This is a genomic window from Gluconobacter sp. Dm-62, assembly GCF_018256155.1.
In the GTDB taxonomy this organism is placed as follows: Bacteria; Pseudomonadota; Alphaproteobacteria; order Acetobacterales; family Acetobacteraceae; genus Gluconobacter.
The window spans coordinates 166,467-178,281 of the sequence record NZ_JAERLY010000006.1 but is presented as its reverse complement, the minus strand read 5'-3'; the positions used below and the strand labels follow the sequence as shown (position 1 = coordinate 178,281).

General features: G+C 60.0%; 8 protein-coding genes and 1 pseudogene. 6 read left to right on the top strand and 3 right to left on the bottom strand.

Features of this window, described 5'->3' with window-relative positions:
* Positions 1 to 1,631, bottom strand: a pseudogene (locus JK202_RS08825) (ATP-dependent DNA helicase); the annotation flags it as partial.
* A 210-nt stretch (positions 1,632 to 1,841) separates the two neighbouring features.
* Here JK202_RS08825 and JK202_RS08820 point away from each other — a divergent pair.
* The 3 genes from JK202_RS08820 to JK202_RS08810 are packed head-to-tail and all read left to right on the top strand — an operon-like array spanning position 1,842 to position 6,331.
* On the top strand, positions 1,842 to 3,473 hold the full coding sequence (locus tag JK202_RS08820) for a lysine--tRNA ligase (protein WP_211560248.1): 1,632 nt from the start codon (positions 1,842 to 1,844) through the stop codon (positions 3,471 to 3,473).
* A 9-nt stretch (positions 3,474 to 3,482) separates the two neighbouring features.
* Positions 3,483 to 5,633, top strand: a complete 2,151-nt coding sequence (locus JK202_RS08815) for a lysylphosphatidylglycerol synthase domain-containing protein (protein WP_249199838.1) — start codon at positions 3,483 to 3,485, stop codon at positions 5,631 to 5,633.
* Positions 5,630 to 6,331, top strand: coding sequence for a MarC family protein (locus tag JK202_RS08810; protein WP_211560246.1), 702 nt, complete (start codon positions 5,630 to 5,632; stop codon positions 6,329 to 6,331). Before JK202_RS08815 ends, JK202_RS08810 begins: the two co-directional genes overlap by 4 nt.
* 3 nt (positions 6,332 to 6,334) lie before the next feature.
* On the opposite strand, the gene JK202_RS08805 is transcribed toward JK202_RS08810, so the two are convergent.
* Both JK202_RS08805 and thpR read right to left on the bottom strand, forming a co-directional pair.
* Positions 6,335 to 6,940: a uracil-DNA glycosylase family protein gene (locus JK202_RS08805; protein ID WP_211560244.1), complete on the bottom strand. Its 606-nt coding sequence runs from the start codon at positions 6,938 to 6,940 to the stop codon at positions 6,335 to 6,337.
* Positions 6,937 to 7,500, bottom strand: coding sequence for an RNA 2',3'-cyclic phosphodiesterase (gene thpR / locus JK202_RS08800; protein ID WP_211560242.1), 564 nt, complete (start codon positions 7,498 to 7,500; stop codon positions 6,937 to 6,939). Before thpR ends, JK202_RS08805 begins: the two co-directional genes overlap by 4 nt.
* A gap of 151 nt (positions 7,501 to 7,651) precedes the next feature.
* Here thpR and JK202_RS08795 point away from each other — a divergent pair, with 151 nt between their 5' ends.
* The 3 genes from JK202_RS08795 to cyoB all read left to right on the top strand — a co-directional run bounded on the left by JK202_RS08795 (position 7,652) and on the right by cyoB (position 11,804).
* Positions 7,652 to 8,422: a Bax inhibitor-1/YccA family protein gene (locus tag JK202_RS08795; RefSeq protein ID WP_211560240.1), complete on the top strand. Its 771-nt coding sequence runs from the start codon at positions 7,652 to 7,654 to the stop codon at positions 8,420 to 8,422.
* 447 nt (positions 8,423 to 8,869) lie between these two features.
* Positions 8,870 to 9,808 (top strand): ubiquinol oxidase subunit II, encoded by a 939-nt coding sequence (gene cyoA / locus JK202_RS08790; RefSeq protein ID WP_211560238.1) that lies wholly within the window; start codon positions 8,870 to 8,872, stop codon positions 9,806 to 9,808.
* Positions 9,809 to 9,815: 7 nt separating this feature from the next.
* A complete protein-coding gene (gene cyoB, locus JK202_RS08785; RefSeq protein WP_211560236.1) occupies positions 9,816 to 11,804 on the top strand; it encodes a cytochrome o ubiquinol oxidase subunit I in 1,989 nt (662 codons plus the stop codon).
* The last annotated feature ends 11 nt before the right edge of the window (positions 11,805 to 11,815 follow it).

Genomic DNA, 11,815 nt, shown 5'->3' with positions numbered 1-11,815 from the left:
CGCGCGATGCGCTGAACGATGCGGACCGGAAGATCCTGGGGCTTGTGGCCGATGGTGCGCTGGATGCGGCGCAGACGCGTGCTCCAGCCGGGGGCAGGCAGGCTCCTTGCGGCCTGAAGTGCGGCGTGGAGCGGCGTGTCGATCATGGGGAGGCGTTCGACCAGATCGTCCAGCCGGCGTTGCAGGCCGCGCGCGCGGGAGCGGCTGCCTTCGGCACCCAGAAGCCAGCGGCGGAGTTCGGCGGCTTCGAGGCCGGACAGGGCCATGGCGAAGGCGCTGTCGGCGGCGTCCGGGACGTGATGGCCTTCATCGAAGACGTAGCGGGTGGGTGTCGTGTCCTCGTCCGGCAGGCCGGGCGGGGCGAGGGCGGCCCAGGCGGCCTGTGACATGACGAGGGCGTGGTTGGCGACGACCAGATCGGCCTGACGGGCGCGGCGGATTCCGTGTTCGACGAAGCAGGTCTGGTAATGCGGGCAGGCGGCGTGGATGCATTCGCCGCGCCGGTCTGCCACGCCAAACAATGTGCCGGAGCCGAAGAGTTCGCCAAACCAGCCGGGCAGATCGCCGCCCATGAGATCGCCGTCGCGGCTGGCTTCGGCCCAGCGGGCGAGCAGAGCCATCGGAAGGAGCGCTGAGTAACCGTCAGGGCCTCGGGAGGTGGCGACGTTGAGCAGGTCTTCCATGTTCAGCAGGCACAGATAGTTCTCGCGGCCTTTGCGGACGACGACCTTGTTCCGCAGGGTCGTTTCGTCCGGGTAGAGGCGGCGGAGTTCCTGCTCGATCTGGCGCTGGAGATGGCGGGTATAGGTGCTGACCCAGACGGCGCCGTCATTCTGTTCGGCCCAGAGGCTGGCGGGGGCGATATAGCCCAGCGTCTTGCCCGTACCGGTTCCGGCTTCGGCGAGGACGACATTGGGGGATCCGATGCTTTCGCGCGGCTCGAAGGCGGCGGTGGCGACGGAAGCGAAATCGGCCTGTCCGGGGCGGATTTCAGCGTTTTCGCCAAGGATCTCGCGCAGGCGCTGGCGGGCGGCGTTGGGCGAGACGGGCTGGCTTCCGGGCGCGGGGCGTGGGGCTGTTTCTTCCCAGCGCGGCAGGCGTTTCCAGATGCGGATGGCTTCGTAAGGGTGTGCGCCGGTCGTGTCTCGTGGAGTACCGAGGACGTCCGTGACTTCGCCGCTCCAGGCCCATCCGGCGCGGGTCAGGGGGACCATCAGCGCGCGCAGGCGGGTACCTTCGGGCGTTTCGGCCTTGTGCCGCAGTTCGTCGAGCAGGGTTTCGCACAGGACGGGCAGGAGGTCCGCGCAGATGGTTTCGGGCGGCTCGATGCCGAGGGCGAGGGCCAGTCCGCGCGGAGTTGGGGCGACGGTTGTGGCGGGGCGGACGAACAGGAAGAGGTCCAGCAGGTCGAACCATGGGACAGGCTGGGAGAGCGGTGAGAGATCCAGCGCGCGCAGGGCGGCGGGACCGTGGACCAGAAGCGGCGGGGGAAGCTGGGTGAGGCGCTCGCGGGTTTCTTCTGCTGTGAGGTCCAGCAGTTCGCCATCCGGGGTGAGGAGCGAGGACAGGCCGCGACGGGCGACAAGGGCCGGAGCGTCGAATGGCGACAGGAAGGTGGGGGCGCGGGGCATTGTCGCCAGTGTAGCGGGTAGGGGAAAATCCGGCGAGGATGTTTTGCGGGTTTTGCGAACGGAACGTGAAAGCTGGCTGTCTGCAAGGGGTTAGAAAGTGCGGAAAAGTCCTTGAAATATTTCGTAATGTAAAGGATGCGTCCGAGTGAAACCGCAATGTGTCGTATTGCTTGACCGGGAAGAGGTGTCTCCCTACCTTTTCCGGTAATCATGCAGAAATCCAAGACACCTATCGCCCCGTCCCTCTCTCCTGACGCGCCGCTTCCGAAAGCATGGCCGTTCGAAGAGGCTCGAAAAATCACCGCGCGCATGGACGCGCGCGCTTCTGATGCTTCGGAGCAGGCTCCGGCCCTTCTGGAAACGGGGTATGGCCCGTCGGGGCTGCCGCATATCGGCACGTTCGGCGAAGTGGCGCGCACGACTTGGGTGCGTCAGGCCTATGAGGCGCTGACGGGCCGTCCGACGCGACTGCTTGCGTTCTCCGATGACATGGATGCGCTGCGCAAGGTGCCGACCAATGTGCCGCAGCAGGAACTTCTGACGAAGCATCTGGGGCTGCCGCTGACGCGGGTGCCGGATCCGTTTGGCGAATATGACAGCTTTGCCGCGCATAATAACGCGCGTCTTCGTCAGTTTCTTGATAGTTTCGGTTTCGAGTACGAGTTCGCTTCCGCCACGGAGTATTACACGAACGGCACGTTCGATGCGGCGCTACGCCGTATGCTTGAAGTCCATGATGAAGTCGTGGCGACCATTATTCCGACGCTTGGTCCGGAGCGTCGGGCCACCTATTCGCCGGTTCTGCCGATTCATCCCGAGACTGGGCAGGTCATGCAGGTGCCGATCATCAAGGTTGATCCGGATGCCGGCACGGTGGTCTGGAAAGACGAGACCGGCAAGACGTTCGAGACGTCCGTTCTGGGCGGCCATGCGAAGATGCAGTGGAAGGCCGACTGGGCCATGCGCTGGTATGCGCTGGGCGTGGACTATGAAATGTCCGGCAAGGATCTGATCGACAGTGTGAAGCTGTCCTCGAAGATCTGTCGCATTCTGGGCAAGGAGCCGCCTGCAGGGCTGACCTATGAGCTGTTCCTCGATGCGCAGGGGCAGAAGATCAGCAAGTCCAAGGGCAATGGTCTTTCGGTTGAGGAATGGCTGCGTTACGGCACGCCGGAAAGCCTGTCGCAGTACATGTTCCAGCAGCCGACGCGGGCCAAGCGTCTGTTTTTCGACGTCATTCCGCGTGCAACGGATGATTACCTGACGCTCGTGCAGAAGGCTGAGACGCAGGAGGGGCCGGATCTGCTGGCCAATCCGGTGTGGTTCATTCATGGCGGGACGATCCGTGCGCAGGACACCAGCCCGGTCTCGTACACGGCGCTGCTGAACCTTGCGAACGTGGCAAATGCCGACAAGCCGGAGACGCTGTGGAAGTTCCTGCGGCGCTATGATCCGACGCTTTCGCCCGAGACGCATCCGTATGTGGATCGTCTGGTGCGTTGTGCGCTGACCTATTTCCAGGAGCAGGTTTACCCCAATAAGACCTACCGTGCACCGACGGAAACCGAGCGCAAGGGGCTGGTGGATCTGGCGGACGAGCTGGCGAAGCTTGCGCCCGAGACGCCGCCGGGTGAGGTGCAGGATGTCGTGTTCGAAGTCGGGAAGCGCTATTTCCAGAAGTCCGAGCTGCGGTCGTGGTTCGGGTGTCTATATGAGGTTCTGCTTGGGCAGACCGAGGGGCCGCGTTTCGGGATTTTTGCATCGCTGTTTGGGCTTCCGGAAACGGTCGGCCTGATCCGGGACGCTCTTGCGCGGCCTGTCGAAGAGCCTGTGCAGGACTGAGCCGTGGGCATGCCCGGGGATAAGCGGCAGGACCACAAGCCGGGTAAGGGGAAGCAGGACATTCAGGTGTCATCTGTGAAGGATGATATCTGCGTTTCCGCAGCTCCTGCGCCGGTAGATTGCGGCTGTCCGGACGCCGCGCCTTCCAAGCACCGGTGGCAGATTTTCCTGTCGCGCGCTCCAGCTCTCGTGGGGCTGGTTCTGCTCGTGGCGGCGGTGGTCGTCATCTGGCGGGAGCTTCGTCATCTTTCGCTGCACGATATCACCGCAAGCCTGAGCGCCATTCCGGACTCTGCTCTGCTGGCGGGTGGGGCGGCGACGCTCCTGTCCTATTTCATTCTCTCTTTCTATGACCGTCTGGCCTGTCTGCATGTGCGGGCGGACGTGTCTTATCAGCGCTCGGCTTTTGCGGCGTTCTGCTCCTATGTGCTGTCGCACAATCTGGGCTGTGCAGCGATTTCCGGGGCGGCCGTGCGTTTTCGGCTTTATCGGAGCTGGGGCGTGGCGCCGGGGGCGATTGCGCAGATTATTGCCTTCTGCTCGGCGACCTATCTGCTGGGTACGATGGCGCTCATTGGCGGCATTCTGGTCATTGAGCCGCATGCCGTGCCGGTTCTGACACATCTGCCGACATTTCTGCTGAGGCTCGTGGGGCTGGGGCTGTGGGGCGTGTTGCTGGCCTATGTGCTGGTGGCGCGTGTGCGGCGGCATGTGCGCGTCTGGAAGTACGAGATCGAGCTGCCGGGCCCGGGAATTGCAATTGCGCAGATCGCGGTCAGTGCGGCGGACATGGCGGCGACGGCGCTGATTGCGTATTGCGTGCTGCCTCCGCTGCCGCCTGAAGCGCATTTCGGGTTCGGGACGTTTCTGGCGATCTATCTGGCGTCCTATACGGCCGGGCTTGTCGCGAGTGTCCCGGGGGGCCTAGGCGTTTTTGATGGCGCCATGCTGCTGGCGTTGCAGGCCTATCTGCCAGCTTCGCAGATCATGGGTGCGATCCTTGTTTTCCGGCTTTTCTATTACATCATCCCATTGCTTCTGGCGGGTCTGATGTTTGCCGGGCATGAGATTTTCCTGCGGGGCGAACAGGTTCTTGCTTCAGCGGGACAGGCACCACGACGGGTGCGGCCCAGTCAGGTCATCCGGGAATCAGAGGCTGATTTCTCCGTGGCCGTGGCGACGAGCGTTCAGGCTGTCGTGGGCATCCTGCTGCTGCTTTATGCGCTGGTGGCAGATCTGCCGCCGCTTCAGACCTCCCTAGGAGCTGCGGTGTCGCAGATCGCTGACCTGCTGCTAACGGCGGCGGGTGTCGGTCTGGTGGCGTTGTCCTGGGGGCTTTCGCAGCGTGTTGCGCTGGCATGGAAGTTTTCTCTCGGGATGCTGGGTTCTGCGGTTGTGCTGCTGCTGTTGCGTCATGCGCCGTGGGAAGGGCCGGTGGTCATCAGTCTCGTAATGCTGCTGCTGCTCCCATTCCGGAACTGCTATTACCGGCGTGCGCATTTTTTGACGGCGCCGCTTACGCCGTCGATGCTGGCGCCGTTGTCGCTTTGGGCGCTGGGCCTGCTGGGCGTGGGCTGGGTAGCCATCCAGCGGCATCTCGGGCCGATATGGTGGCGCTCGATGATCTATGATGCCCATACCGCCGTGGGACGCTGGTTTCTGGGCTTCTCGGCATTGTGTGGGTTCTATGCCCTGTGGCGTGGGATGCGAAGGACGCGCATCCGGTTCGAAGCATGGACAGCCGAGAATGCCTGCCGCTACCACAGTCTGGCGCACGCCCTGCCGCAGCTTGGCGCGCGTCGCCCGACCGGGTTACTGCTGGATGAAGCAGGCCGTGCAGCCATTCCGTTCCTGCGGACGGGGCAATTCATTATCGGTTTGGGCGATCCCGCCGGAGCGGAGCGCAACTGCGTTGCGGCGATCTGGCGGCTGCGGGATCTGGCGCTGCAGGAAGGCTGCAAGCTTGCTTTCATACAGGTTGGCCAGTCTCTGATGGCAGTTTATAACGATCTGGGACTGACGGTCTGTCCAGACAGGACGGCCGGGACGGTATGCTGTTTTTCCGAGGATTATCGGATGCTGCGGGCTTTTCTGAAGGGTGAGGAACGTCTGGCACGCAAGCGCCAGCCGCAGGCTGCGTCAGGTCTGACAGGCTCATGAGCCTGGCGCCCGGGCTGGGGAATACGCTCAGCAGCTGGCTGATTGCCTTTCCGGCACTCTTTTCGATCATCAACCCTCTCGGGGCATCGCTGATTTTTGCTCAGGCGACGGAAGGGCGTGACCGTCGCGAAGTTGTCGAGCTTGCCCGTCAGGTGGCCCTGAATTCGCTGGGCATCATGCTGGTGTCCATCTGGTTTGGCAGCTGGATCCTCGGGTTCTTTGGCATCTCCATTAATGCATTGCGCATTACGGGCGGTCTGGTTGTGGCATCGCGCGCCTGGCTCATGCTGTTGCAGCCCGAGACGTCCGAAGCGCGTAAGGAAAAGCAGGCGCTTCAGGGCGGTCGAACCGTGACGACGCCGGATCTGCGGGAGACAGCGTTCTTTCCGCTGGCCATGCCATTCACGGTGGGCCCGGGAAGCATTTCCGTGGCCATCGCCCTGAGTTCTTCCACGCCGCCTCATATGCCGACGGCCGATTATTATCTGGGCGTCTCTGCAGCTGCGACGACCATGGCGGTGGTGGTTGCAATTGTTTATGCCTATGCCGAGCGTGTTGTGGCGATGCTGGGTGTGACGGGAACGCGGATCGTCAGCCGACTTGCGGCACTGATCCTGCTGGCAATCGGGGTTCAGATTCTGGCGTCGGGCGCAGAAGGTTTTCTGGTTGAAGCGCTGCGACAGGCCAAGGCAGCCTGAAGATCAGCGCTCGGCCAAGAGGGCGTGGACGCGTTCACGCAGGGCCGGAATAACGTCTTCCTGAAACCACGGTGCTTTCTTTTCCCAGACCCCCGTGCGCCATGACGGATGAGGCAGCGGGAAGTATTCCGGCATGTAATCCCGGAAATTTCTGACCCGCTCGGTGACTGTGCCGCGTCCCAGAACATGGTTCTGCGAATAGCTTCCGACGAGCAGCGTCAGGCGGATGTCCGGCATGAGCGAAAGCACGCGACGACGCCAGAGCGGCGCGCATTCCGGGCGGGGTGGGTTGTCACCACCTTGCGGCAGGCGGCCAGGGTAGCACAGACCCATTGGAAAGATGGCAACATGGTGCGTGTCGTAGAAGATGTCTTCAGAAAGGCCGAGCCAGTTCCGCAGGCGATTGCCCGACGGATCGAAGAAGGATTTTCCCGCGATATGGGCTTTTGTGCCGGGCGCCTGACTGGCGATCAGAATTCTGGATGTGACTGAGGCGTGGATTAGCGGTCTGGCCCCGAGCGGGAGATGGGCCTCACAGACGCGACAGGCCCGGACTTCCGTGAGGAGCGCATCGAGGCGTTCCTCGGTCGACGGCGTGGATGGGATCATTCTTCCTCGGGGATCAGGGGCATTTCCGGCTGCCAAGCATACTCTTCGCGCGGAACGTAAACGTGCTCGCCCAGACTGCGCAGGCTCTCAAAGAGCGTAACGTGTTCTACGGACATCGGTTTGCTGCGGAAGAGATTGTGTCGCTGGACCCACCGGATGGCGTCTGCGCGCTGGCTGGAAGAGAAGTGTCCCAACGTGACAGCAGGCTGGAAGCGTCTTTTTGCGGGCGGGCATCCGGCGCGGCGAAGCGCGCTCTCGACCTGCGACTGGAGCGCTTCCAACTGGGGTGTGCGCTCGACGCCGATGAGAAGGCTGTCCGCGTTGAGACCTTCGCGGATATCGGCCTGGGTGAGAAATATCTCGAAGGGTCTCCAGGCAAGGCGGGAGAGGGCGAGGTCAATCTCCTCCAGCCGGTGTCGATCCGTGATCTCCCCGATAAAACGGAGAGTGATGTGATGGTTCTCGGCAGGAACCCATTGCACGCCGGGCATGGAACCGCGCATCAGCGCAAGCGTTTCCCGGACATCGGCAGGAAGGTCGAGTGCGACAAAGAGTCTCAAGTGGCGCGTTTCCCATGAAAAAGAAGTAAGGGACGGCGGAGTATTCTTGACCCTTCCGGCAAAAACCCCACATTCATGTGGAGTGTACGGACGGCCCTCCCGGGTTCGTCAAGCGCCCTTTTCAGAAGGGCATCTCATTGGAAAAGGTGTCATGGCTTTCAATACTAACTTCAGCAGAGCCGGTGTGCAGGCCGGAGCGGGCAGTCTTGATGCCGGACTTCGCGCTTATATGTGCCGGGTCTTCAACTGGATGGCGCTTGGTCTGGTGATCACGGGACTGGTCGCCTACGGCGTTGCGCAGACATCCCTGCGCGCATTGTTCTTTCACCTTGCCGAAATGCCGAACGGCGCGATCGTTCTGCGGCCAACCCTTCTGGGTGGCATCAGCATTTTTGCTCCGCTTGTTTTCGTGATGGTCCTGTCTTTCGGGGTCAACCGGCTTTCCCGGCCAGCAGTACAGGGGATCTTCCTGCTGTTCAGTGCCGCGATGGGAGCCAGCATGGCCAGCATCCTGCTGAGCTATACAGGCGTTTCCGTAGCCCGGACATTCTTTGTGACGGCCATTACATTCGCAGGAATGTCGCTGTGGGGCTACGTGACGGGCGCCAATCTTGCTCGACTCGGTTCTTTCCTGTTCATGGGGCTGATTGGCATCGTTCTGGCGTCGGTCGTGAACATCTTCCTGCACAGTTCGCCGCTTGCCATGCTGGTTTCAGTAATAGGTGTGGGTCTTTTCACCCTGCTGGCAGCCTATGACACGCAGCGCATCAAGATCACATACCAGCAGTACATGGCATATGCTGGTTCAGACGAAGTCGCGAAGATGAGCGTCTATGATGCGCTCACAATGTATCTCAATTTCGTGAACCTGTTTCAGTTTCTCATCCAGTTCATGGGTGTTCGTTCGGGTAACAACGACTGACAGTACTGTCTGAGCGATACTGGGAAATGTGAAAGGGGCGGCAGTTGATGCCGCCCCTTTCTGCTTTTTGGACTAAAAAAGTCTTGAATTATTTTCGCGAATTCTAAATGGGTTTACATTAAAAATCTGTAATGTTCGTGCTTAATGAAAGTCATAATTAGATCAAATGTGGCGAAAAACAGCCATTTCAACCTGAGGTCCATGTCGGGGGAGGGCTCACGAAATCCGTGATAAGCCTTGTCTTTGAGGCGATTCAGGCGGAAAAAACCTGAGGAACCGGGACAGCCGTGTCCCATGCTGAATGAATTTCAGGATCGGATCTTTGATCCGGTTCCTGACGTCAGGATACGAACGAGAAAGGTAGCAGACTATGGCAGCGTTCGGCGGCACTGATGCGGACCTTATCGTGTCAAACCGTTTCCCGGCGACTACTGCAAGCCGGAACGGATGATGAAAGCAGGACCGATGAAAAAACTCTGGCGATATCTCCCAGCGTTGCCGGCGCTGATGCTATCGGGTTGTACGGTTGATCTGCTTCAGCCGCGCGGCCCGGTCGCAGAAATGAACCGCGATGTCATGGTGGCGGAATTCGTCATCATGATGCTGGTCGTGGTTCCCACCTGCGCCGCGACGCTTTATTTTGCGTGGAAGTATCGCGCTTCCAACAAAGAGGCCGAATACCTCCCGACATGGGATCATTCGACCGCAATTGAATATGTCATCTGGGGCGTTCCTGCCATTCTGATCGCTCTTCTGGGTGCTATCAGCTGGTGGAGCACGCACGCTTATGACCCGTACCGCCCGCTTCAGACGGCTGACAACGTCAAGCCCCTGAATGTCCAGGTGGTCTCTCTCGACTGGAAGTGGATGTTCATCTATCCGGACCTGGGGATCGCAACGATCAACCAGCTGGATGTTCCGACGAACACGCCGCTGAACTTCCAGATCACTTCTGACACCGTCATGACGTCGTTCTTCATCCCGCGTCTGGGTTCGATGATCTACTCCATGCCTGGTGAACAGACCCAGCTGCATCTGCTTGCAAGTGAATCCGGGGATTACCTCGGTGAGGCTTCACAGTTCAGCGGCCGTGGTTTCTCGGATATGAAGTTCCGTACCCTCGCCATGGATCCGGCTCAGTTCAATGACTGGGTTGAGAAGGTGAAGAGCGGAAGCGAAAATCTCGACGACACCACATACCCGAAATATGCTGCACCGCAGGAAGCTGCACCGGTACAGTATTTCGCGCATGTCCAGCCGGATCTCTTCGACGGCATCGTTGCCAAGTATAACAATGGCATGATGGTGGACAAGAAGACGGGCAAGGTCATGCACATGCAGTCTGCTTCCAATGCTGCACCGTCCGACACTGGCATGAAGGAATAACCGACAGATGCTCGGAAAACTCTCCTTTTCAGCCATACCGTTGGATGTGCCGATTCTTGTCGGTACATTCCTCGGTGTTGCTGTTATCGGTCTCGCCGTACTGGGTGCTGTCACCTATTATGGCAAATGGGGCTATCTCTGGCGTGACTGGCTGACGACTGTCGACCACAAGCGTCTTGCCGTAATGTACATCATCCTGGCGATCGTCATGCTGTTCCGCGGTTTCGCGGACGCCATCATGATGCGTACCCAGCTTGCGCTGGCTTACAAGGGTAACCCCGGTTACCTTCCGCCGCACCATTACGATCAGGTCTTCTCCGCTCACGGCACCATCATGATCTTCTTCATGGCGATGGCGTTCATGACGGGCCTGATGAACCTGGTGGTTCCCCTTCAGATCGGTGCCCGCGACGTTGCGTTCCCGTTCCTGAACTCGCTCAGCTTCTATATGACGCTGGTCGGAGCCCTGCTGATCAACATCTCGCTGTTCATCGGTGAGTTCGCTCAGTGCGGCTGGCTGGTTTACCCGCCTCTGTCCGAGATGCAGTTCAGCCCGGGTGTCGGCGTTGACTACTATATCTGGGCCGTTCAGATCTCCGGTGTCGGTACGCTGCTGACAGGCGTGAACTTCTTCACGACCATCGTCAAAATGCGTGCGCCTGGCATGGGCTGGATGCAGATGCCGGTGTTCACCTGGACTGCGTTCTGCACGACCGTTCTGATCATGGTGTCCTTCCCGGTTCTGACGGTGACGCTGGCTCTGCTCAGCCTTGACCGTTACCTCGGCATGCACTTCTTCACGAACGATGCCGGCGGCAACGTCATGCTTTACCTCAGCATGATCTGGACCTGGGGCCATCCGGAAGTTTACATCCTTGTCATTCCGGCATTCGGTGTTTTCTCCGAGGTCACGGCAACGTTCTCCCAGAAGCCGCTCTTCGGCTACAAAACGATGGTGTACGCCACTTGCTCCATCATGGTGCTCTCCTTCGTCGTGTGGGTGCATCACTTCTTCACCATGGGTGCCGGTGCCAACGTCAATACCTTCTTCGGTATCATGACGATGATCATCGCCGTCCCGACGGGTGTGAAGATCTTCAACTGGCTGTTCACGATGTATAAGGGCCGCGTGGAATTCACGGCTCCGATGCACTGGACGCTCGGCTTCATGATCACCTTCTCCATCGGTGGTATGACCGGTGTCATGATGGCCATGCCGGCTGCTGACTGGATCCTGCATAACTCCCTGTTCCTGATTGCCCACTTCCACAACGTCATCATCGGCGGCGTGTATTTCGGTTACATCGCGGGCATGGGTTTCTGGTTCCCGAAGGCTTTCGGTTTCAAGCTGAACGAAGCCTGGGGCAAGCGCGCTTTCTGGTGCTGGTTCGTTGGTTTCTACCTGGCCTTCATTCCGCTTTATGTCCTCGGCCTCGAAGGCATGACGCGTCGTATGAACCACTACGACAACCCCGACTGGTATCCGTGGATGCTCGTTGCTGAAGTTGGTGCAATCGTTATCGCTCTCGGTATCGTCTGTCAGCTTACGCAGCTCTACGTTTCCATCCGTGACCGTAACCTGCCCGAGAACCTTGATCTGACGGGTGATCCGTGGAACGGCCGTACGCTGGAGTGGTCCATTTCCTCTCCGCCGCCGGCTTATAACTTCGCGGTCATTCCTGACATTCATGGTCTCGACACGTTCCACACCGAGAAGCAGCTGGGTCTGAAGGCTCACGGCAAGCCGCTGGCTCCGATCCACATGCCGAAGAACACATCCGCTGGTGTCTTCATCGGTCTGTTCAGCTTCATCCTCGGTTTCGCTTCGATCTGGTACATCTGGTGGCTCGCTGCCATCGGCCTGATCGGTATCGTTGCAACCATGATCCTGCGCAGCGCAAACCGCGACGTCGACTACTATGTCCCGGTGAGCGAAATCGAGCACAACGAGGAAGTCTATTCTCGTCGTATCGCTGCTGCGCAGGCAGCAGAGTAAGAGGGGCGCAT